Genomic DNA, 23,344 nt, shown 5'->3' with positions numbered 1-23,344 from the left:
TCTAACCGGGATTGCCGCTCACGAGCACGCAAGGGGAACCGATGACCGCCACCGCTCCCCGCCCGTCCGGCGCGCCGCCGATCCCGCACACCCCGACGCCGCAGCCGACCGATCCCCCGCCCGCGTGGCGGAGCAGCGTCCTGCCGCCGGTCGCCGCCGGGCTCGCGACGCTGTGCGCGGCCACGTCGCTGACCAGCGTCGTCTCCGGCTGGGCCTGGTTCGGGTACCTCGTCGTGGCCGTCGTGCTCGTCGCCGGGACCGGGCTGGCGCTGCGCTCGCTGCGCGCGCCGACCGTCGTCGCCGGGTTCGGACAGCTGCTCGTGCTGCTGTTCCTGATCACCGGGGCGTTCACGACGCAGGGCGTGCTCACGATTTTCCCGGGTCCCACCGCCTTCGGCGAACTGCGGGCCACGCTCGCCGCGGCGGCCGAGCAGATCCGGATCGGGCTGCCGCCGGTCGACAGCACCCAGCCGATCCTGTGCCTGGTCACGATCGCGGTCGGCCTGGTCGCGGTGCTGGTCGACACGCTCGCCGTCGCCGCAGCGGCGCCCGCGGCGACCGGGCTCGTGCTGCTCTGCGTGTACGCGGTGCCCGCGGCGCTGTCGGACGAACTGATGCCGTGGTGGACCTTCGTGCTCGGCGCGGGAGCCTTCGCGTGCCTGCTCGCGCTCGACGGCAACCACCGGCACCGCCGCTGGCGCAACCGCGACGCGCCCGGGTCCGGCGGCGCGCTGCGGCTCCTGCAGGCCCCGGTGGCCGTCGTCAGCTCGGCGATCGTGCTCGGCCTGCTGGGCGGCGGAATCACCATGGTCGGCACCGTCGGCAAGATCCCGTTCGGCTCCGGCCCGGGCGGCGACGGCGACGGGACCGGCGGTTTCGGCATCGCGCCGTTCACGCAGCTGCGCGGGCTGCTCGACCAGGGCCAGAACACCGAGCTGTTCCAGGTCCGCGGCCTCGGCCCGGACCGGCGGCTGCTGCGCGCGTTCACCTTGGACACCTACACCCCGAACAAGGGCTGGGGCCTGCGCGCCGGCGGCCAGGCGCAGACCGGCGTGCTCGCGAACAGCACCCTGCCCGCCGCGCCCGGCGACGACGGCACCGGAGTGTCGCGGCAGATCCAGATCCAGCCGACGCGCTGGGTCGACAACTGGCTCCCGATCTACGGCGCCCCGCGCGCGCTCCGGGGCGTGCCGCCGCAGTGGCTGTACGACCGGGTCAGCGGCTCGGTGTTCACCACGACGAGCGAACCGGCCCCGACGTACGTGGAAACCGCGTCGCTGAAGGAGCCGACCGCGGCGGAACTGCGGGAGGCCGCGCCGAAATCCGACGAGGTCCCCGCGCTGTACACGCGGATCGGCCAGGTCGACCGGCGGGTCGCGGCGCTCACCGAACAGCTCACCGCGGGCAAGTCGAACAACTTCGACCGGGCGACCGCGCTGTGGCAGTACTTCAGCGCGCAGAACGGTTTCGTCTACGACACGAAGACCGCGGACGCCACCGACGCCGACGCTCTCGCCGACTTCATCCTCAAGGGGAAACGGGGCTACTGCGAGCAATACGCGTCGGCGATGGCGGTGATGCTGCGGGTCGCGCACATCCCCGCGCGCGTCGCGATCGGCTTCACTCCCGGCGTGTCCAAGGGCGACTATCAGTCGATCAGCTCGCAGGACGCGCACGCGTGGGTCGAGGCGTACTTCGGGGACAAGGGCTGGGTCAGCTTCGACCCGACCCCGCTCGCCGACGGCCGCGGCATCGTCCCGCCGTACCTGCAGCAGAACACCCAGAACCCGCGGCAGTCCAACGCGACCGACGACGTGCCGACGGCCCCGCGTTCGGCCTCCCCGTCCACCGGCGCGCCGACCGACAAGACCCACGACCAGGCGACGCCCGCCGCCCCGGTCGACACCACTCCGGACGACAGCTGGCTGACCTGGCTCGCGCTGGCCCTGGCCGTGCTGGGCGTCGCTGCCGTGGCCACGTCGTATTTCCTGCGCCGCCGCCCCCGTCCGGGCCTGGCTCCGTCCGGTGTGCCGCCGGGTGCCACGCCGGACGGGAACGTCCTGGTCAGAACCCCAGTCGCCGCTCCGACTCCGGTGCGCCTGGCCGTGTTGTGGCTGCCGCTGACCGGAGCCGTCCTGTTGGTAGCCGCGCTGGGCCTGCTGGCCGGAACAGTGTCGTGGTGGTTGGCCGCGGCCGTCGTCCTGGTTCTCGCCGCGCTCGGAGGCCCCGCGGCGCTCCGGGACCTCACGCGCCGCCGCCACCTTCAGACCATCGCGACGCACGCCCCCCACGCGGCCGACGCGGCGTGGCGCGAGCTGAAAGCGGAATGCGCGGACCGGGATGTACCGATCTCCGACAGCGACACGGTCCGCGTGGCCGGCGGGAAGATCGCGGAACGGCACCGCCTGGACGACCAGGGCCGGGAGGCTCTGCGGACGGTGCTGGGCGCGGTGGAACGCAGCTGGTACAGCGACGAGGCGGAACCGGACCCGACGCTGGAGCCCGCGTTCGGGCAACTGCGGGAGAGCCTGCGGCAGACCGCCCCGCTGTCCCTGCGGGGCCGGTTGTTCCCACGCTCGGTGCTTCGCCGACGGCGGTGAGTTTCCCCCAGGGCCGGGCGGCAGTTTCCGGACAGGTCTGAACTGCCGCGTGGTGCCCGGATCTGGCTGGGGGATCGCCGACCGTTGCCGGGATTTCCGCCGGCGACCCTCGCTGCGGGAAGCCCAGCACGGTCCGCGCGGCCACGACCTCACCCCGCCCCGCTGGCTGCCGGAAACCCCCGAATGGGGTGCGGCGATGTCCGGACTCTGCCCGGCCGAGTGCCGCAGCGGTCGAATCGATCGGCGATCGCCGCGCAACGCCGCAACCGGTGCCGCGGCTGGTTTCGGCTCGCGTTGCTCACCGAAGCTCGGGCCAGGGATCTTTGTCCCGCTTAGCGGTTCGGTCCGGGCCCGCGCACGAGAAAACCGGTGCCGTGGCTCGCTCGCCTCACCGCAGCAGGTGAGTCATACACGCGTGGACGCTCGGCCAAGGCACGAGCCACGGATCCGTGCCTCCCACCATGCGGCGCAGTCCAGGCCCGCGCACGAGAAACCGGCACCGTGACTCGCTCGCCTCACCGCAGCAGGTGAGTCAGACACGCGTGGACACTCACCAGGGCACGAGCCAGGGATCCGCGCCTCCACCAAGCGGTGCAGTCCAGACCTGCGCACGTGAAACCGGTGCCGCAGCTCGCTCGCCTCATCGCAGCGGGCGGGTCAGACACACGTCGACGCCCGGCCAAGGCGGATCCATATCCCCGCCAAGCGGTTCGGCCCAGGCCCGCGCAACGGGGATCCGCGCAACGGCGGAACCGGTGCCGCGCTCTGGCTCGCGGAGCAGGCGCGCGTTGTCGCTCGCCGAGGCATGGGTCAATGGTTCGCGCCCCACCGAGCGGTTCCGGCACCGCGCACGAAAATCCGCGCAACCGCGGCTCCCCGAAAGCTCGGCCAGGGACCCGGGTCCCGCCAAGCGGTGCAGTCCGGGCCCGCGCACGAGAATCCGCTCAACGGTGGAGCCGCCGCCGCACTCTGGCTCACCGCAGAAGGCACGCGTCGTCGCTCGCCGAGGCACGACTCCCCGCCGAGCGGTTCCGGCACCGCGCATGAAAAATCCGCGCAACGACGGCTCCCCGAAAGCCCGGTCAGGGACCCGGGTCCCGCTAAGCGGTGCAGTCCGGGCCCGCGCACGAGAATCCGCGCTCCGCCCCTAGGGGAGAAGCGCGGATTCGCCGTCGTGCTATTGGCCTTCGAAGCGCTGGCGGAAACGTTCCTCCATGCGCTGCGTGAAGGAGCTCTTGCGGCCGGTCGGCTTCCCCCCGCCTCCTCCGTCGTCATGGCTGTTCGCGCCGCCGCTGTCGCTGTGGCGCAGCGACGTCACGGCCATCATGACCCCGAAGAACATCACGAGGAACCCGAGCACGCTGACCACCGGCACGTCGGCGACCCGCAACACCGGGATCACCACACCGAGCACCAGCAGCGCAACGCCCACCACGAACAGGGCGATCCCCTGGATGCGCCGACGGCGCGCGGGTCGGCGCAACCGGGTGCCACGCACCGTGGATGCGAACTTGGGGTCCTCGGCATAGAGCTCGCGCTCGATCTGGTCGAGCAGCCGCTGCTCATGCTCGGAGAGTGGCATCTTTCCTCCTCCGGCACAGCTGTCGCGGGCGCCGGGCCGCGCAACGTCCTGGACCCAACAGCCAACCCCAGGCGGGGTGGCACTGTCCAGGATACGAGCCCCGCGCTCGTCCGACTACCCGATCCCCGATCCGGAAATGATCGAATCGGGGGAAATCCCGCACAACGCAGGTTGACAGTGCGTCACCGCGACCGAAGTCACCCCCTTCGGCGCAGTCCAGGCCGCCGCGCCGCCCCGTCGGCATCCCCCGGGCGGGGTCCCTCGTCACGGAGAGAAACCGGCTTCGCGCCGACCACCCGCCCTGCCGACACCCCGTCCGGGACGATCTTCCGCCGATCGATACCGTCCGCCATTCATTCACCCGATGCCCGCCGAGATCGGCAATCCCACACCCCGAGACCAGCCCGGAGCCCGCTAACTCAGCGCGACCGCCGAACCCCTGTTCCGGACTTCGCCCGACCGCCCTCGCATCGGACACCGGCTGCCGGCGAGCCGCTCGTCCCGGTGAATCGGCCCCGCCAGAAGCGCCCTAGCCGGACCGCGGCTGACAGCGACTCGCGCGGTCCCCCTACTGCCCGGCGAACCCACGCGGCGCGAGGACGGCATCGGCCAGACGCCGAGCGCACGTCACGAGGCACCCGCCCGGCCACCTGCCAACCCATCAACCCCACGGCGGAAGGCACAGCAGCAGCAGCCAGCCGCCGGACACAGCGGGCGGAGTCATTTGAGGTCACGCCCAGCACGCAATTCCACGCCGCCACCAACCCCGCAGCTCCACCTCACCGCCGACCCAGCCCGCAGCTCCATCCCACCGCCGACCCTCCCCAGCGCAAAGAGCAGCATCAGGCAGACATCGAGCAGGCATCGCGAACCACCGCCCGGCCGCACGCGGCAACGATGCCGAGACCGCCCAGCACCACGATCCGCCCCGGCCTCACCCCTCCCGCGGAGCAAGCAGCGACGCAGGCCGGATCGCCGCCGAGCCGAACTTCAGTCTTGCCACGTCTGCGGCTACCTCCGCGTCGCGCCAGCGGGGCTCGTCGTTCTCGAACGACAGCTGCTCCCCCTCGTCGCCGGTGTCCAGGCCTTCCACGCGCACCCCGATCAGCCGGACCGCTCCCGTCGGGGCGTGTTCGGTCAGCAGCTCTACTGCCGTGCGGTGGATGTCGCGGGCCACGTCCGTCGCCGAGAGCACCGTGCGTGCTCGGGTGATCGTGCGGAAGTCGGCGAACCGCACCTTGATCGACACCGTCCTCCCGCGCAGTCCGCGCGATCGCAGCGTCGCCCCGACCCGTTCGGACAGGCGCAGCAGTTCCAGACTCAGCTCGTCGCGGTTCAGGACGTCGACGTCGAAGGTGTGCTCGGCTCCGATCGACTTCTCCGCCGACTCCGGTTCCACCGCCCGGTCGTCATGGCCGTTCGCCAGCGCCCACAGGTGATCCCCCGCCGCCCGGCCGACCGCGCGCCGCAGCCGGGCGGGCGGGGTGGCGGCGATGTCCGCGATCGTGTGCCAGCCGTGCTGGCGCAGCTGTTCCTCGGTCCGCTTCCCGACGCCCCACAGCGCCGACACCGGCAGCGGGTGCAGGAAATCGAGCGTCTCGGCCGCGGGGACGATCACCATCCCGTCCGGTTTCGCCATCCCCGAGGCGAGTTTCGCCACGAATTTGACCTTCGCGACGCCGACCGAGCACGAAATCCCGTGCTCGGCCTGCACCCGCTCCCTGATCCGCGCCCCCAGCACGCCCGGCGTGGTCCCCAGCCGCCGCAGCGCGCCTCCCACGTCCAGGAAGGCCTCGTCCAGGCTCAGCGGCTCGACCAGCGGCGTCAGCTGCCGGAAAATCCCCATCACGCCGCGCGACACCTCGCCGTACAGCCCGGGCGTCGGCTGGATGCAGACGAGCTGCGGGCAGAGCCGCTTGGCCGTGGCGAACGGCATGGCCGAGCGCACGCCGTAGCGCCGCGCCGGATAGCTCGCCGCGGCCACGACCGAGCGCGGGCCGCCGCCGGACACCACGACCGGCCGGCCCGCCAGCTCCGGACGCGTGCGCAGTTCGCACGACACGAAGAAGGCGTCCATGTCCACGTGAAGAATCGAGCAGCCGGTGTCGTCCGGCAGCTCGGTCGCGCCCGTGGTGACGCGGTAGCGGGCCATCCCGCTCGGCAGTTCGGCGTTTCTCCCCACGCCTCCGGACGCTACCCGCCGCCACCGACAATTCCGGGCGCTCAGGCATCGGCGACCACGCTTACGGGTGGTTCCGGCCCTCGCCAGGGCGGTTATCGCGGCACCGAAGAGCGAAAGTCCGTCGTGCGATCAGGTGCAACCGGCCCGCCACGTCGCGCAGCGCAGGCAACCGCCGAAACACTCAGCCAGCCCACGCCCCCGACCATGCGTACGAGTGGCACAGCCCCGCCTAGGCAGTCATTGCAACAGCGAAGAACGGATCAACCCCGCCGCGCGATCGCGTGCAACCGGCCCGCCACGTCGCGCAGCGCGGGCACCGCCGAGGCGCTCAGCTCGAACTCCGCCAGTTCGTCCTCGCGGACCCCGCCCGGCACGACGTCGGAGATCACCCGGTCACCCTGCAGCAGCGTGACCTCCAGGCCAGCGGCCACGAGCGAGTCGGTCAGCCCGGCGCTGTCGTACCGGCGCAGTACGGTGTCCCCAGCGACGATGCCCTCCGGAGCCTCCATCAGCTGCTGCGCCTCGGAGATCCGGCCGGCCAGCGCGCGATGCAGCACGGCCGCGGTGCGGTTGGCCACCAGCACCGACACGGCGCCGCCCGGCGAGACCGCCGCGGCGAGCGCGTCGAGCACCGCGCGCGGGTCGTCCACGACCTCCAGCAGGCCGTGCGCCAGCACCAGGTCCGCGGACCCGGCCTGGACGTGCGCGGCGAGCGCGTCAGAGTCGTCGGCGATCACCGTGATGCGGCCGGAGACGCCCTCCTCCTCGGCGCGGCGGCGCAGCGTCGCGAGCGCGTTCGGGTTCGGTTCGACCACGGTGACCAGGCAGCCGGCCGAGGCGAACGGCACCGCCCAGCCGCCGCTTCCGCCGCCGACGTCGACGACGACCGGCTGCTCCACGCCGCGGGCGCGGGCGGCCCGCAGTTCGGCCTCGAGGGCCCGGCGAACGGCGCCGGAACCCCGGGCGGCCACGGTGTCGGTCTTCATGGCCGACAGGGTAATGGCCGCCGGTCACTTGCCGTGACCCGCGTGGGCGCCGCAGCGGCGTTCGCCACCTTCCGGGCTACCGCCCCGGCCGACGGCCCGTAGGCTGTGTCGAGTGCACACGGTCGCCGTTCTCAGCCTCAAGGGTGGTGTCGGCAAAACGACGGTCGCGCTCGGTATCGCGTCGGCCGCGCTGCGTAGGGGAACCCGCACGCTCGTAGCCGACCTCGACCCGCAGGGCAACGCCACCACCTCGCTCGACCCGCCGTTCACCGACGCGACGCTCGCCGACGTCCTCGAGACGCCCGCGCGGGCCGTCCTCGAACGCGCGATCGCGCCCAGCGTCTGGAGCGAGGAGATCGACGTGCTGGTCGGCGCCGAGGAGCTGGAGTCGCTGAACGAGCCCGACTCCGACGGCCGCCGCCTGGAAAACCTCTCCCGCGCGCTCGACGAGCTGCATCAGCATCCGCTGCGCGAGGAACCGTACGAGCTGGCGATCATCGACTGCCCGCCGTCGCTCGGCCGGCTCACCAAATCGGCGCTCGTGGCCGCGGACAGCGCGCTCATTGTGACCGAACCCACAATGTATGCGGTCGCCGGCGCGCAGCGCGCTCTCGAGGCGATCGAACGGATCCGCGAGGACGCCAATCCGTCCCTGCGGCCGATCGGCGTGCTGGTGAACAAGCTGCGCGTGCGGTCCTACGAGCACCAGTTCCGGGTCGCGGAGCTGCGCGAGAACTTCGGCTCGCTGGTGATGCCGACGGCGATCCCGGACCGGCTCGCGGTGCAGCAGGCCCAGGGCGCGTGCAGCCCGATCCACGAGTGGCATTCCCCTGGTGCACAGGAGATCGCGCTGACCTTCAACATGGTCCTCGCCAAAATCCTGCGCTCCAACCGCGCCGGACGGCACCGCGTGCGCGCCGAGGAGGAAGCGGCGCAGGCGGAAGTGCCGGAAACCGCGGGCTGACCCGTGCCCGAGGGCGACACCGTATTCCTGGCCGGCAAGCTGCTCGACCGCGCGCTCGCGGGGAAAACGTTGGTGCGCGGCGAATTCCGGCACCCCGAACTGGCCACTGTGGACCTCGCGGGCCGGGAGGTGCACGGCGTCGGGACCGTCGGCAAGCATCTCTTCACGCGCTTCTCCGGCGATCTGACGCTGCACAGCCATCTGCGGATGGACGGCTCGTGGAAGATCCAGCCGGCGGGCGCGAAGTGGCCGATGCCCGCCCATCACGCGCGCGTCGTGCTGATGACCGAGGACGTCCAGGCGATCGGTTTCCGCTTGCACGACCTTAAACTGCTGCCCACCGCCGAGGAACACACTCTCGTCGGCCACCTTGGCCCGGACCTGCTGGATCCACAGTGGACGGACGAGCACGCCGCGCTGGCCGCCGCCAACCTGGCCGCGAAACCGGACCGCGAACTCGGCGACGCGCTGCTGGACCAACGCGTCCTGGCCGGCGTCGGCAACCTGTACAAATGCGAGATCTCGTTCCTGCTGGGGGTTTCCCCGTGGACCCCGGTGTCCGAAGTGGACCCGGCACGCGCGGTGGCGCTCGCCAGGAAACTGCTCGTGGCCAACGCGTGGCGGCACGAGCAAGCCACCACCGGCGACCTCCGCCGCGGCCGCCGGACCTGGGTCTACGAACGCACCCGCCAGGGCTGTTTCCGCTGCGGCGGCCCGCTGCTGGTGCGCCAGCAGGGCGACGGCCAGTACCAGCGCCCGACCTGGTGCTGCCCGCGCTGCCAGCCCGGCCCCGTCCCGGCCGGCGGACCGCCGGGCAAATGATGTTGCCGGACCGAGAGGTTCGCGGTTAGCGTGGCAGTACACGAGAGAGGAGGTGGTCCTAAGTTGTATTCACACAGGACTCGTGAGGTGGCTGTCCGCTAGCGGATGGCGCGTGTTGGGACTTTGAGCAGCGATACAACAAGAGCCACCTTCGGCTCATCGCCTGCTTCACGTGCTGCCTGCTGACGAATACCAGGCAGTCACCGGGTTCCCGGGGTTCTCGAGCACCGGTCCGGCTCGAGCCTGGACGCTGACGGCGTCCAGGAGGCGCCCCGGGAATTTCCCTGTCCGCGCCCGGCGAGCACCGCGGCGGTTCCTGCGGAGCCGCGGAAGTCGCTAGGCTGGGAGGATGCTCAGGCCGGACTACCCGATCAGCACCGAACGCCTGCTCCTCCGCCCGTTCCGGGACGACGATCTCGATGCCCTGAACTCGTTCCAGTCCCGCGCGGACGTCGTCCGCTACCTGTACTGGGGACCGCGAAGCCGCGCGGAATCCGCGGCCGCGCTGGCGAAGCGCGTGCACAGCTCGACGTTGTCGGAGGAGGGCCAGTTCCTCGCCGTCGCAGTGGAACTCGCCGAAACGGGACAGCTCATCGGCGACCTCAACCTCGAATACCTCAGCGCGGAACACCGCCAAGGCGAGATCGGCTTCGTCTTCCACCCCGACCACCACGGAAAAGGGCTGGCCCTGGAAGCAACGCGCGAAGTCCTGCGCCTCGGCTTCGAGGAACTGGGCCTGCACCGGATCATCGGCCGCTGCGACGGCCGCAACACCGCGTCGGCCGCACTGATGGAGCGCCTGGGCATGCGGCAGGAAGCACGCCTGCGGGAAAACGAGATCGTCAAGGGCGAATGGACCGACGAACTGGTCTACGCCATGCTGGAAGACGAGTGGAAAGCCGGGGCTTCCCGGAGGAACTGATCACCGGGCATCCGGTCGATCCGCGGTGCGAGCCGGAATGGTTCGCACACCCGGCCAACTCTGGCTCTCCGCACGCCTCACCACACCGGCACCCGCCTTGGAGACGGACCACCTTGCCGTGAGGGCCACCACCACGGACCCCGAATTCCCCTCCCGACCCCGCCAAGGTCCGGGAGGAAGTCCCGCACGCGGAGCGTGCCCCCCTCCACGGACCCGGATGCCCTCACGGCTCTTCAAACCCTGAAACCGCCGCCGATGCACAAAAACATCGAGGCACCCAGCCCCTCCCCCGCACCCCGATACGAAGCCTCCCTGCGGGCGGCGGGTGCTTGTCAAGGCATCTTTCCCGCCTTGACAAGCACCCACCGCCCGTCAGCACAATCAAGCTTCGGGGTGCCCCACGCAACCCAAGACACCGGCAATGTCGCCCCCCAGGGCGACGAGCCGAAGACCCACCCCGACGCGACCCAAACCACACCAACCCAAGCCACCCCAAGCGCCCCCACCAGACATACGGCAGCATGAACCCCGTGCTCTTCGACAGGATCGTCCGCCCAGCGATGTACCGGCTCGCCTACCACGACCCCGAGGCGGTCCACGAACGCACCGTCGCCCTCCTGAGCCGAGCCGGAACCGCCCTCCGCCCGATCTCGAAGCTGTACCGCACCGAAGACCCCACCACCGTCCTGGGCCTGACCTTCCCGAACAAAATCGGCCTGGCCGCGGGCATGGACAAGAACGGCCGCGCCCTCCACGCCTGGCCCGCCCTGGGCTTCGGCTTCGTCGAGGTAGGGACCGTCACCCGCCACCCCCAGCCGGGCAACCCCAAACCCCGCCTCTACAGCCTCCCGGCCACCGACGCGGTCATCAACCGCATGGGCTTCAACAACGACGGCGCGCAAGCCCTGGCCGACCGCCTGGCCGCGCACGGAAAACCCGCGGTCCCGCTGGGAATCAGCATCGGCAAGTCCAAGGTGACGCCGCTGGACGAGGCGGTCGAGGACTACCGCTTCTCCCTCCGCGCCCTCCACCCCTACGCGGACTACTTCGCGATCAACGTCAGCTCCCCCAACACCCCCGGTCTCCGTGCGCTGCAAGACAAAGCCGCGCTGGCCGAACTCCTCGCCGAACTCCGCAAGACCGGCGCCGAGCTGGGCGGGAACACCCCGTTGCTGGTCAAGGTCGCCCCCGACCTCACCGACGACGCCCTCGCCGAACTCCTCGAAGTCTGCCTGGACCACGGCGTCGCCGGAATCATCGCGACCAACACGACCCTCTCCCGCAAGGGCATCGCCCCTTCCGAAGCCGCGCTGGCGGCGGAAACCGGCGGACTCTCCGGCCGCCCGCTGACCCAGCGCTCGGCCGAAGTCGTGCGCTTCGTCCACGAAAAGACCGAGGGCAAGCTGCCCATCATCGGCGTAGGCGGCATCCTCGGCCCGGACGACGCCCGCCGCATGCTCGACGCCGGCGCCAGCCTCGTCCAGCTCTACACCGGCTTCGCCCTGCACGGCCCTGGCCTGGTCCGCCGCGTCGGCCGGGGACTAGCCGCCCGGTAACCCGCGCCGCCCGAAGACGCGGTGCTGCCCTCGAATCCGGCCAGGGAACCGAGGGCAGCCCGGCAGAAAAACCCCGCCTCAGCCGGGGAACCGGGGCCCTCCGGTGCTGACGAACCGCAGATACCCCCGCCACGACGCGTACCGGTCCAGACCTTCCCCGCCGGCCGCGGCCGACGGTTCGCAGAGCACCGCGAGCGGCGAACTCCCGTCCTCCAGCTCCACCCGGCCCAGCACGAACGGCGCGGCCAATCCCGCCGCGAACCGGCCGAACTCCGCGGGGGACAGCCGCCAGCGTTCGCCGTCCACTCCGGCCGAACCGGCGATCACCCCGGGCTGGGGCGGCGTGACACCGTCGAGCAGGACCATCCGATAGCGCTCCGCGGTCCGGACCAGGCCGCCGAACCGCGCACCGTGCAAGTCCTCGTGCAACGGCTGGCCGCACAGATGCGCCCCGAACACCACGACGTCGACGCTCTCGCACGGATACGGATCCGGCGACTGCTCGCCCGTCAGCACCGAAGCCAGGTCGATCCCGATCTGGTCCTCGAAGGCCCGCGTCACGATTGTGATCCCGTACGGCCGCCGGTCCCCCGGCACCGTCACCGCGGAGAGATCCAGCGCCTTCAGGGTCGCGTCGAGGACCCCGACGGTCGGCAGCAGCAGCGCGTCCAGCTCGGCCAGCAGCGATCGGGCGGCAAGGGCGTTTCCGGCCCCGTAAAAGGCGCTGACGTCGACCGGCGCCAGCACGGCGCCGGAAGCCTCCAGAGACGCCGCGGCGACGTCGAAAGCCCGTCTCGCCGGCAGCGGCAGGCTGGCTTCGGCGGGGATGCCGAGGCGCGGATGCCGGCCGGCGGCGAGGCGGACGTCGGCGGGCCATTCGCGGACCGCCGGGTCCAGACCATCGGGGCCGAGCATCGCCGCGACGGCCCGTTGAGCGGTCGCGAGGCGGTGCGCGGACACCGAAACGGCCGGCCCCGGGATCAGCCCGGGAGTCGGGTCGAGGGTGAGCACCCCGGGCGGGGCGGCGATCTCGCGCGCGGACGAATTCAGTGCCAGGTCGACGATCTCGAGTCCGACGGCCGCGCTTTCCGGGTCCGCGACGGTGGTTCCGAGGACCACCGCTCCGGCTCCGGTCAGGCGCGCGAGCGCGGGCGGGCCGTCGAAGTCCGCCGCGCACACCGTTCCGGCGAGCGGCAGGTCTTCCCCGGCGTGGACGCGCTCGTCGACCGTTTTCGCTTCGACGAGCACTTCCTCCATGGTGCGCACCGAAGCCCAGAGCCCGGGGCGGCCGGCTTTCGCGAGCCGCTCGAACGCGGTGCGGACCCGCTCGTGCGAGCTGGGCGGAGGGACGGGGACAGGATCAGGTTCCGGCGGGAGCGTAGTCACGAGGGCGTCCTTTCCTCGGCGGGATCGGAGGAGTCCACTGTGTACGTCCGGCGCCGCGAACCTCAGCCCGTGACGCCGGGCCTGGCGGGTGCCAACACCGACCTCATGGGAAAAACGTTAAACCGCAGACGTTTCCGTCACCAGCAGGATCGGATTACGCGATTGTTGCGGTGTGCGGGGGAAACTCACGCACCGTCGCGGCCGGACGCGTCCCGTTGCGCCGACCGGAATCCGAAACTCGGCCATCAGGACGGCGTTTCCGCGCGACCGCCGCGAATCCCGCAGTCGCCGCGAAGCCGCGGGCCCGGACCACATTCACCCCGGGATCGGGCGTTTCGCGGCGGATTCCCGCGTCGGACCGCCCGGCGACGGGCCTGGATCAGCGGGCGGGCGGGATTCTTCCGCTCGTGCTAGCCGGGCCGCAGCGGCCGCCATCGACACCGGCGGACCCACGAGAACTTGAGCCAACCACTCCCGCAACCGCCCCCAGAAAGCAGCTCAGCCCAGAGCCCTCAACGCCAACGCCAACCCCGCGAGCCGATCCGGTCGGTCAGCGCTTCCCGCTCCACCGCGAACCCACGAGAGCGTCAGCCAACCACTCCCGCAGCCCCGGGGAAGCGGGTCAGCCCAGATCCTTCAACACCAGCGCCAACTCGGCGAGCCGGTCCGGTCGGTCAGCGCTCCCGCCACACCCCGAACCCACGAAAGCGTCAGCCAACCACTCCCGCAGCCCCCGAAAGCAGCTCAGCCCAGATCCCTCAACGCCAACGCCAGCCCCGCGAGCCGGTCCGTCGCGTCCGTCAGCGCTTCCCGCGACGTGCCCAGGCCGTCGCTGCTCGCCGCCACTGCGCGGCCGGCCGCGGCGACCAGGCCGCCGTAGCCCTCGATGCCGTCGTCGAGCTGTTCGCGCAGTTTCGCCACCGCCGCCTGCAACGCCGAACGTTCGCGTTCCGGCGCGGAGTTGCGGCCTCGTTCGATCGCTTGGATCCGGTCGGCCAGGCCGCGCAGCGCACGGGCCGCCTCGTCGGCCGTCGCGCGGGCGTCGGCGACCGAGACTTCCGGAACCGCCGTGGTGCCCAGCGAAGTCGGCACCGACAGCTGCCGGAGGAGTTCGCGCAACGAGGCTTCCGATTCGGCCAGCCGCTCCATCGGCTCGCGCGCGGCCGAGCCGGCGGCGGGCAGCGGCGGCGGGCCGCTGGGCGCGGCGGGCAGTTCGAGCTTCTTCAGCTCGCGCAACCGCAGCGCGGTGCGGACGCTGAACGTGCCGAACACCAGCGTCGCGAATCCGGAGAACACCGCCTGCCCGATCTCCGGGCCGGCCACCGCTCCGCCGAGCAGGCCGGTGGCGGTGAGCACGGTGAGGATCCCGAGCAGGATCGTGATCAGCACCCACAGCGTCAGCACGCGCGAGGTGCGCCGGATGCGCCGCTGGTGCTTCGCGCCGGGCTCGTTCCAGCGCTGCCATTTCGCGCGGACCTCGGCGACCGCGGGCACCTGTCCGGCGACTGTCGAAAACACCGCGGACGCGGCCGGGGCCGACGGGCGGCGCGGCACGGGCGGCGGCGGGGAGACCGGACCGCGCTGGGTCCGGCCGTTCTGCTGCGGCTTCCCGCCGGCCTCGTCGGCCGGCGGGAAGTACCGCTGCAGTTTTTCCTGGGCGCGCTGGGCGTAGTCGGGCAGCCGCTCGATGTGCTTCTCGAGCTTGGCGTTGAACTCGCTGAAGTCCAGCCGCTTCGTCATCCGCCGCTACCCCCTGCGCCGCTCGTGCCCGGCCGGTCAGGCCGGGTTCTTGCCCTGCTCCGCCTGGACGCGGGCCTGGATCTCCCGCTGGATGTCGCCCGAGGCGGCCGGCTTGGCCGCGGCCGCGCCCGCGCTCGCACCCGCGCCGCCGTCGGTGACCTGGGCGACCGAATCGCCGCGCATCGACGCACGGATCTGCTCCAGCCGCGAGTGGCCCGCCATCTGGGTGGCCGACTCCTGGACCTCCATCATGCGGCCCTGCACCGAGTTCTGCGCCAGCTCGGCCGAGCCGAGCGCGGTGGTGTAGCGCTTCTCGATCTTGTCCCGGACCTCTTCCAGCGACGGCGTGTTGCCCGGCGCGGCCAGCTGGCTCATCTGGTTCAGCGAGGCGGAGACCTGTTCCTGCATCTTCGCCTGCTCCAGCTGCGAGAGCAGCTTGGTGCGCTCGGCCAGCTTCTGCTGCAGCATCGTCGCGTTGCGCTCGACCGCCTGCTTGGCCTGCGTGGCCGCCTGCAGCGACTGGTCGTGCAGCGTCTTGAGGTCTTCGATGCTCTGCTCGGCGGTGACGAGCTGCGCGGCGAAGCTCTCCGCCGCGGTCTCGAACTGCGCGGCCTTGGCTTCGTCGCCCTTGCCGCGGGCCTCGTCGGCCAGCACCAGCGCCTGGCGCGTCGAGGCCTGCAGCTTCTCGACCTCGCCGAGCTGGCGGTTGAGCTTCATCTCCAGCTGCCGCTGGTTGCCGATCACGGAGGCGGCCTGCTGCGTCAGCGCCTGGTGGTTGCGCTGCGCCTCCTCGATGGCCTGCTGGATCTGTACCTTCGGGTCGGCGTGCTCGTCGATCTTCGACGAGAACGCCGCCATCATGTACTTCCAGAACTTCACGAACGGGTTGGCCATCTCCTCCGCCTGCCTTCTTGCGTCCCACGGGCCCTGATTGCTTCGGGGCGGGGCGTCGCTCCCCTAGTCGCACAACGTACCGACCCCGGCGTCGGGTTCCATCGTGTCAGGTCGGCCTCCGCCGTTCCAGGCGACCCCGGGGGAATTCAGGGTCAGCCCTGACCGGCGCCCGCCAACGAACCCGCGCACGCCGACGGCCCCGGGGAGATCCCCGGGGCCGGACAGCGAAACAGCGGGGCGCTACGCCGCGATCGTGGACGCGAGCTTCGGCGCGCCGATCGTGGTCCGCAGCGTCGTGTTCATCCGCGGAGCGGGCTGAAGCCGCAGGTCGGAGAGGTCGTCGCCGATCAGCTCCGACACCAGGCGGCCGCCTTCGAACCCGGCCTCGCCCCGGTCGGGCACGGTCTCCCGCGAAGCGGTCTCCACCTCTTCGACGGGCGCGACCTCGACCTTGTCGAGAGCCGACACGTCCGCGGCGACCTTGTGCAGCAGCTCGCCCAGCGGCAGCTCCAGCGCCTCGCAGATGGACGCCAGCAGCTCGCTGGAAGCTTCCTTCTGGCCGCGTTCGACCTCGGACAGGTAGCCGAGGCTCACCCGGGCGGCGCGGGAGATGTCACGCAGCGTCCGACGCTGGTTGGTGCGGGCATGACGGAGCCGATCACCGATCGCCTCGCGCAACAGCACGGTCATCACGCGCCTCCCTTCCCGAACTGGTGCCTCCTACGTTACCCAGAGCGGTACCCCGAGTGCAGGACTTGACACGTGCGTACGCCAAGGGCGAACGCCGTTTTCAGTCTAGTTGTTCCCCGAGCAGCGCGAACGCGGCTCGCACCGACGCGGTCCGGATCGTGTCCCGATCACCGGTCTCGGCCAGCTCACGCACCGTGTCCGCACCCGGCCCGCTGAGCCCGACGTACACCGTTCCCGGGGCCACGCCGTCCTGCGGATCCGGCCCGGCGACGCCGGTCAGGCCGAGCCCCCAGGTCGCTCCGCAGCGCTCTCGCGCGCCCCTGGCCAGCTGCGCGGCGACCTCCGGGTGCACCGCGCCGTGTTCGGCCAGCAGCTTTTCGTCGACCCCGGCGAGCGCGGACTTCAGCTCTGTGGCGTAGACCACCAAACCGCCGCGCAGCACCGCGCTCGCGCCCGGCACCTGGGCGAGCGTGGCGCAGACGAGACCGGCTGTCAGCGACTCCGCCGCGGCCACGGTTTCCCCCCGCCGGGTGAGGGCCGCGACCAGTTCGCGCGCTTCGGTCATCACGAGCCCATCGCGCGCCGGCCGGCGGCCCGCAGCCGGATCGCGCGGACCAGGTAGTCGACGCCGGTCAGCACCGTCAGCGCCACCGCGAGGCCCATCAGCGCCCAGCGCACCGGGTCCGCGCCGGCCGGCAGCGGCAGCAGGTAGGTCACGATCGCGGCGATCTGCGCCATCGTCTTCGCCTTGCCGCCGCGGCTGGCCGGGATCACGCCGTGCCGGATCACCCAGAACCGCAGCAGCGTCACGCCGATCTCGCGCACCGCGATCACGATGGTGACCCACCAGGACAGCTCCCCCAGCGCGCTGAGCCCGACCAGGGCCGCGCCGATCAGCGCCTTGTCCGCGATCGGGTCGGCGATCTTGCCGAAGTCGGTGATGAGCCCGTAGCGGCGGGCGACCCAGCCGTCGACCTGGTCGGTGGCCGAGGCGACGGCGAACAGCCCGGTGGCGATCGCGCGCCAGGTCGTGTCCTCGCCGTGGCCGGTGAACAGCGCGACGACGAACAGCGGGACCAGGACGAGCCGCGAGATGGTGAGCAGGTTCGCCAGGTTCAGCGTCGGGACCTCGGTCGCCTCGGGCAGCCGGTCCCCGCCCTCGGACGCGGCGCGGGGCACGCCCTCGCCCGCCCCGCTGGGCGCGGCACTCACCGGCCGGCGTCCGGCGCCAGGCGGACGACCAGGTCGACGCCGGCGGAGTCGACGACCTCGCAGCGGACGAGGTCGCCCACCGCGAGCGGCTTGGTGTTCTCGTCCTCGAGAATGACGCATTCGCCGTCGACCTCGGGGGCCTGGTGCGCGGCGCGGCCGACCGCGTCGTCGCCGTCGGTGCCGTCGTGCTCGACCAGCACGTCCACGAAAGTGCCGATCCGATCCTCGGCGCGCTGCGCGGTCAGCTCCTCGACCAGCGCCGAAATGCGCGCGACGCGTTCGGCGACCTCGGCCGGGTCCAGCTTGCCGTCGAAGGTCTCGGCCTCGGTGCCGTCCTCGTCTGAGTAGCCGAACACGCCGACCGCGTCGAGCCGGGCCCCGGTGAGGAACCGCTCCAGCTCGGCCAGGTCGTCCTCGGTCTCGCCGGGGAAGCCGACGATCACGTTGGTGCGGATGCCCGCCTCCGGCGAGTGCTCGCGGATCTGCTCGGTGAGCGCGAGGAACGAATCGGTGGAGCCGAACCGGCGCATCCGGCGCAGCACCTGCTCGCTGGAGTGCTGGAAGGACAGGTCGAAATAGTCCGCGACGCCCGGCGTGGTCGCGATCGCCTTCACCAGCTGCGGCCGTGTTTCCGCGGGCTGCAGGTAGGACACGCGGACGCGCTCGATGCCGTCGATCCCGGCCAGCCGCGGCAGCAGCAGTTCGAGCGCGCGGGTGCCGTCGCGGCCGAAGTCCTTGCCGTACGACGTCGAGTTCTCGCTGACCAGGAACAGTTCCTTCGCGCCGTTCTCGGCGAGCCAGGCCGCCTCGGCGACGATCTCGTCCGGCTGGCGGGAAACGAACGACCCGCGGAACGACGGGATCGCGCAGAACGAGCAGCGCCGGTCGCAGCCGGAGGCGATCTTCAGCGCGGCGACCGGGGAATCGTCGAGCCGCGTGCGCAGGACGCGCGGGCCCCAGCCGTGCTGCGCGTGCCCGGGCACCTCGACCTCGGCCGTCGCGGCGGGCCGCTGCACCGGGCTGATCGGCAGCAGCTTGCGCCGGTCGGACGGGGTGTGCGCGGCGATCGCGCGGCCGGCGACCACGTCGTCCAGCCGCGCGGAGAGGTCGGCGTAGTGGTCGAAGCCGAGCACCGCGTCGGCCTCGGGCAGGCTGTTGGCGAGTTCGTTGCCGTAGCGCTCGGCCATGCAGCCGACCGCGACGACCTTGCGCCCGGTGTCGGCGGCGGCGAGCAGCGTGTCGACCGAGTCCTTTTTGGCCGATTCGACGAACCCGCACGTGTTGACCACGACGACGTCGGAGTCCTCGGGTTCGGCGGCCAGTTCCCAGCCGCCCGCGGCCAGCCGGCCCGCCAGCTCCTCGGAATCGACCTCGTTGCGGGCGCAGCCCAAGGTCACGAGGGAGACACGGCGGGCGCGAGCGGAGTCAGCGGCTGGAGAAGGCACGACGTTCAGGGTAGCCGTCGCGTCCGGGCGCCCCCGCGACGGCGTCGCCCAGTGCGGTGAAGCGGCCCTCCCCCGCCGGGCGGGAGTCCCGCCCGGCGGGGGTCACTCGGCTGCGGACACGTCCGGAACCGTCAGCAGCGTCAGCTCCGCGTCGTCCAGCGCCTCCAGGTCGACGTCCGGCCCGGCCAGCCGCATCGCCTGCGCCCGGATGGCGCGTTCGAGCAGGCCCCGGGCCGAGCGGCCGTTGGCGAAACCCGGTCCGCGGTCGAGGCCGGCCATGAACCCGGGCAGCGCTTCGGCGAGCGCCGCGTCGAGCCGGTAGCCCTGTTTGCCCGCCATCGCGGTGAAAATCGCGGCCAGCTGGTCGTTGTCGTAGTCGGCGAAATGCACCGTCGCGCCGAACCGGGACCGCAGGCCCGCGTTGGCGTCGAGGAAGCGGTCCATGTCCGCCGGGTAGCCGGCCGCGATCACGATCAGGTCCTCGCGGTGGTTTTCCATCTGCACCAGCAATTCGGCGATCGCCTCGGCCCCGAAGTCGGGGCCGGGGCCGGAGCCTTGGACCAGCGTGTAGGCCTCGTCGACGAACAGCAGCCCGCCGATCGCCCGTTCGCACACCTCGCGGGTCTTCGGCGCGGTCTGGCCGATGTACTCGCCGACCAGGTCCGGCCGCGCGACCTCGACCAGGTGCCCGGACGGCAGCACGCCCAGCTCGCGGTAGAGCTGCCCCATCAGCCGCGCGACGGTCGTCTTCGCGGTGCCCGGGTTCCCGGTGAACACCAGGTGCCTGCTGCGCGCGCCGACCGGCAGCCCGGCCTTGCGGCGGCGCGCGTCCAGCCGCGTTTCCGCGACCAGCGCGCGGACCTGCTCCTTCACCCCGTCGAGGCCGATCATGCCGTCGAGTTCGGCCAGCAGGTCGTCCAGTCCCCGGCGCGGTCCGGCGTCGTCGCTGACCGCGACCCCGGCCTCGCCCGGCAGGTCGGCAGCCACCAGGACGGCCAGCTGGTCCGGCGGCGTGTCCGGGGCGGCGGCGAGCCGGCTGGACTGCCTGCTGATCGCGGCTTCCAGCAGGCCGCGCGCGGACCGGCCGTTCGCGAAGCCGCGGCCGCGCGGGATGCGGCGGATCGCCTCGGGAAGGGCCGCGAGCAGGTCCTCGGACAGCTGGTAGCCCTGTCCCTTCGCCATCACGGCGAAAATCCCGGCGAGTTCCTCGTTCGTGTAGTCCGGGAACTCGATCCGGCCGGAGAACCGCGACCGCAGGCCCGGGTTGGACTCGAGGAACTCGTCCATCTGCTGGGGATAGCCCGCGACGAAGACCACCAGGTCGTCCCGGTGGTTCTCCATCTGCACCAGCAGTTCGGTGACGGCTTCCTTGCCGAAGTCGTCGTTGTCGTCGCGCACGAGGTTGTACGCCTCGTCGATGAACAGCACGCCGCCCGCGGCCCGCTCGCACACCTCGCGCGTCTTCGGCGCGGTCTGGCCGGTGAACTCGGCGACCAGATCGCCACGGCCGACCTCGACCAGGTGCCCGGACGGCAGCACGCCCAGCTCGCGGTAAATCTGCCCGACCAGCCGCGACACGGTCGTCTTCGCCGTGCCCGGATTGCCGGTGAAGAGCAGGTGGCGGCTGCGGACGGCGACCTTCATCCCCGCGTCGCGGCGCCGCGCGTCGACGGCCATCTCGTCCACCATGGACCGCACGCGCTGCTTCACCGAGTCGAGCCCGATCATCGCGTCCAGTTCGGCCAGCAGCTCGGGCAGACTGCGCCGCGGACCCGAGTCGTCCACCGCGCCCACGCCGGATTCGCCGGGCTGCGGCAGGTCGGCGGCCACGAGCGTGACCAGGTCCGCGCCGCCGTCGGTGGTCAGCCGGGTGGACTGCTTGCCGATCGTCGCTTCCAGCAGCACGCGCGCGGACCGGCCGTTCGCGAACCCGCGGCCGCGCGGGATCCGCCGCACCGCTTCGGGAAGCGCCGCGAGCAGGTCCGCGGACAGCTCGTAGCCCTGTCCCTTCGCCATCACGCGGAAGATCTGCGCCAGCTCGTCGTTGGAGTAGTCCGGGAATTCGATCGACCCGGCGAACCGCGAGCGCAGGCCGGAGTTGGACTCCAGGAAGGCGTCCATCTCCTTGGGGTAGCCGGCCGCGAAGACCACCAGGTCCTCGCGGTGGTTTTCCATCTGCACCAGCAGTTCCGCGACCGCTTCCCGGCCGAAGTCGTCGTCCTTGTCGTTCACGAGGTTGTAGGCCTCGTCGAGGAACAGCACGCCGCCGACGGCCCGCTGCACGACCGCGCGGGTCTTCACCGAGGTCTCGCCGAGGTACTCGCCGGCCAGGTCGGTGCGGGTCACCTCGACGACGTGGCCCTTGGGCAGCGCGCCGAGCGCCCGGTAGATCTTGCCGAGCAGCCGGGCGACCGTCGTCTTCGCGGTGCCCGGATTCCCGGTCAGCAGCAGGTGCCTGCTGCGCACCGCGACCTTCATGCCCGCTTCCCGGCGGCGCGCGTCGATCGTCATCTCCGCGGTCAGCGAACGGACCCGCTCCTTGACCGCGGCGAGGCCGATCATCCCGTCCAGTTCGGCGAGCAGTTCCTCGATCGAGGATCCGCCGCGCCGGCCGGCCGCGGCGACCAGCGGCTCGATGTCCGCGTGGCCGATCTCGATCCGGGCGCCCGGCAGCGCGCCCCGGCTGACCGCCTGCCGCGACGCCGCGTCCAGCAGGGTCTCCACGGTGCGGGCGCTGGGTTCGCCGGCGAGCGCGGCGAGCCGGTCGCGCACGTCGGCGGGCAGGCCGAACGAGCGTTCCCGGGCGAGGACGTCGAGCAGCGCGGCCGCTTCGGCGGGCCGGTCGAACCGCGGCAGCCGGTACTGCAGCATGTTCTGCACCAGGTCCGGGGCCTCGGTGCTGAGCTGTTCGAGCACCTTCTCGGTGCCGTCCAGGATGATCAGGCGGCAGCTGTCCTGGTCGCGCGCGTACCTGCGCAGCAGCCGGACGGTGCCCGCGACGTCCTTCTCGAAGAGCGCGTCGACCCGCTCGGCGAGCATCAGCGCGGAGCCGCCGTTTTCGATCTCGTTGATCGTCGCGGGCACCGAGCGCTCGACCGGGTCGTCGCCGTACTCGGCGATCAGGGCGGCGCAGTCGAAGAACTCGGCGTTGTCGAACCCGACCTCGGCCTCGGTCAGCGACGCCTTCAGCGCGCGGGCGAACCGGCGCTGGCCGGTGTTCGCCTCCCCCACCAGCAGGATGAACGGGTTCGGCTGCTTGGTGCCCGCGGTCGTCCGGGCCGCTTCGCGCTTCTCCCATTCGGCGTAGGCCTTCTGCCACTCCTCGTAGGCCTTTTCGTAGCGGGCCTGCTCCTTGCGCTGCCACATCCGGTTGCCCGCGGCCAGCAGGTCGAGCGTGACCGACCGGCTGTGCCGCGCCATGTCGCCCAGCACGTTGTTCCCGGAGCCGTCCGAACCCGGCCGCTCCGGTTCGGGCGGCGGCGGTTCGCCGGGGCCGTTCGCGGTGCCGTGCCGGGTCGCGTCCGCCCAGGCGACCACGCGGGTGGCGCGCGTGACGAACTCGGAGACCGGCTCGGCTCCGGAGACGAACATCCCGGCCTGGCCCAGGTTCTCCACCCGGATCTGCGGCGCCGGGGCGCTCGCCGGCGCCGGCGGTGCGGGAGCGGGCAGCGGCGGCGGTCCCGCGGGCGCGGGCGCGGCGGGCGGCGGCTGCGCCGGGACTTGCCCGGACCACGGGCCGCTCTGCGGTGCGGGCGGGTAGCCGGGCTGGGGCGGCCGGTAGCCCTGCGGAGCGGACGGCGGGCCGGGGTAGCCGCCCGGATTGCCTTGCGGCGCAGGGGGTCCGGCGTATCCGGGGTTGCCCTGCGGCCCGGGGTTGCCCTGCGGCCCGGGGTTGCCCTGCGGCCCGGGGTTGCCCTGCGGCCCGGGGTTGCCCTGCGGTCCGGGATAGCCGCCCTGCGGTCCCGGGTAGCCGCCGGGATTCCCTTGCGGTCCGGCGAATCCGCCCGGGGCGCTCGGCGGGCCGGGATACGGCTGCCGGGGTCCTCCGCCGTTGCCCGGGTAGCCCGGCTGGCCGCCGGGGTACTGCTGCGGCGCGCCGTACCCCGGCGCGGGGGCGCCCGGCGGCGGCACGAGCCGGGAGGCGGCCCGGTAGCCGGGATCCGCGGGCGGCTGCGTGTACTGCCAGCTCCCGTCCGGCAGCCTCCGCTGCCACGCCTGGCCGGGGACGAGCAGCCATCCGGCGCCGTCCGGGCCGGTCAGCGCGGCCGTCCGGCCCGCCGCCGCCTCGGACTGTGCGGCCTGGAATGCGTCCCACCCTGCGCGCGTCAAAAAAACCAGCTCCCCCTCAGGTGCCCGTGCGGCG

16 protein-coding genes are annotated in these 23,344 nt (G+C 72.2%); 5 read left to right on the top strand and 11 right to left on the bottom strand.

Annotation, left to right across the window (positions count from 1 at the left end; all coding sequences use genetic code 11):
* Positions 1-41: 41 nt before the first annotated feature.
* On the top strand, positions 42-2,600 hold the full coding sequence (locus F9C12_RS39485) for a transglutaminaseTgpA domain-containing protein (protein WP_409463842.1): 2,559 nt from the start codon (positions 42-44) through the stop codon (positions 2,598-2,600).
* A 1,177-nt stretch (positions 2,601-3,777) separates the two neighbouring features.
* On the opposite strand, the gene F9C12_RS39480 is transcribed toward F9C12_RS39485, so the two are convergent.
* From F9C12_RS39480 to F9C12_RS39470, 3 genes are all read right to left on the bottom strand, one after another.
* Entirely contained in the window at positions 3,778-4,182 is a 405-nt protein-coding gene (locus tag F9C12_RS39480) for a DUF3040 domain-containing protein (RefSeq protein WP_409179403.1), read from the bottom strand.
* 934 nt (positions 4,183-5,116) lie between these two features.
* Entirely contained in the window at positions 5,117-6,334 is a 1,218-nt protein-coding gene (gene dinB, locus F9C12_RS39475; RefSeq protein WP_409467142.1) for a DNA polymerase IV, read from the bottom strand.
* Between the two features lie 290 nt (positions 6,335-6,624).
* Positions 6,625-7,350, bottom strand: a complete 726-nt coding sequence (locus tag F9C12_RS39470) for a methyltransferase domain-containing protein (RefSeq protein ID WP_409179402.1) — start codon at positions 7,348-7,350, stop codon at positions 6,625-6,627.
* A 112-nt stretch (positions 7,351-7,462) separates the two neighbouring features.
* Here F9C12_RS39470 and F9C12_RS39465 point away from each other — a divergent pair, with 112 nt between their 5' ends.
* From F9C12_RS39465 to F9C12_RS39450, 4 genes are all read left to right on the top strand, one after another.
* Positions 7,463-8,314 (top strand): ParA family protein, encoded by an 852-nt coding sequence (locus F9C12_RS39465; protein WP_409179401.1) that lies wholly within the window; start codon positions 7,463-7,465, stop codon positions 8,312-8,314.
* Between the two features lie 3 nt (positions 8,315-8,317).
* Complete coding sequence (locus F9C12_RS39460) at positions 8,318-9,136, top strand: DNA-formamidopyrimidine glycosylase family protein (protein ID WP_409179400.1); 819 nt, start codon at positions 8,318-8,320, stop codon at positions 9,134-9,136.
* Between the two features lie 349 nt (positions 9,137-9,485).
* Entirely contained in the window at positions 9,486-10,058 is a 573-nt protein-coding gene (locus F9C12_RS39455; protein ID WP_409463841.1) for a GNAT family N-acetyltransferase, read from the top strand.
* Positions 10,059-10,588: 530 nt separating this feature from the next.
* A complete protein-coding gene (locus F9C12_RS39450; RefSeq protein ID WP_409463840.1) occupies positions 10,589-11,614 on the top strand; it encodes a quinone-dependent dihydroorotate dehydrogenase in 1,026 nt (341 codons plus the stop codon).
* Positions 11,615-11,692: 78 nt separating this feature from the next.
* Here the strand turns inward: F9C12_RS39450 and F9C12_RS39445 are convergent, their stop codons facing one another.
* The 8 genes from F9C12_RS39445 to F9C12_RS39410 all read right to left on the bottom strand — a co-directional run bounded on the left by F9C12_RS39445 (position 11,693) and on the right by F9C12_RS39410 (position 23,310).
* Complete coding sequence (locus tag F9C12_RS39445; protein WP_409463839.1) at positions 11,693-13,000, bottom strand: hypothetical protein; 1,308 nt, start codon at positions 12,998-13,000, stop codon at positions 11,693-11,695.
* 744 nt (positions 13,001-13,744) lie between these two features.
* A complete protein-coding gene (pspM, locus tag F9C12_RS39440) occupies positions 13,745-14,740 on the bottom strand; it encodes a phage shock envelope stress response protein PspM (RefSeq protein ID WP_409463838.1) in 996 nt (331 codons plus the stop codon).
* 36 nt (positions 14,741-14,776) lie between these two features.
* Entirely contained in the window at positions 14,777-15,634 is an 858-nt protein-coding gene (locus tag F9C12_RS39435; protein WP_409463837.1) for a PspA/IM30 family protein, read from the bottom strand.
* Positions 15,635-15,874: 240 nt separating this feature from the next.
* On the bottom strand, positions 15,875-16,324 hold the full coding sequence (locus tag F9C12_RS39430; protein ID WP_409179394.1) for a helix-turn-helix domain-containing protein: 450 nt from the start codon (positions 16,322-16,324) through the stop codon (positions 15,875-15,877).
* A gap of 100 nt (positions 16,325-16,424) precedes the next feature.
* A complete protein-coding gene (locus F9C12_RS39425) occupies positions 16,425-16,889 on the bottom strand; it encodes a CinA family protein (RefSeq protein ID WP_409463836.1) in 465 nt (154 codons plus the stop codon).
* Positions 16,889-17,536: a CDP-diacylglycerol--glycerol-3-phosphate 3-phosphatidyltransferase gene (pgsA, locus tag F9C12_RS39420; protein ID WP_409179392.1), complete on the bottom strand. Its 648-nt coding sequence runs from the start codon at positions 17,534-17,536 to the stop codon at positions 16,889-16,891. The genes F9C12_RS39425 and pgsA overlap by 1 nt, the downstream gene beginning before the upstream one ends.
* A complete protein-coding gene (gene rimO / locus F9C12_RS39415; RefSeq protein ID WP_409463835.1) occupies positions 17,533-18,981 on the bottom strand; it encodes a 30S ribosomal protein S12 methylthiotransferase RimO in 1,449 nt (482 codons plus the stop codon). The genes pgsA and rimO overlap by 4 nt, the downstream gene beginning before the upstream one ends.
* A gap of 102 nt (positions 18,982-19,083) precedes the next feature.
* Positions 19,084-23,310: an AAA family ATPase gene (locus tag F9C12_RS39410; protein WP_409463834.1), complete on the bottom strand. Its 4,227-nt coding sequence runs from the start codon at positions 23,308-23,310 to the stop codon at positions 19,084-19,086.
* Positions 23,311-23,344 lie beyond the last annotated feature (34 nt).

Source organism: Amycolatopsis sp. GA6-003 (assembly GCF_046267895.1).
Classification (GTDB): domain Bacteria; phylum Actinomycetota; class Actinomycetes; order Mycobacteriales; family Pseudonocardiaceae; genus Amycolatopsis.
The sequence above is the reverse complement of the archived record's forward strand: the minus strand, read 5'-3'. Positions and strand labels throughout refer to the sequence as shown.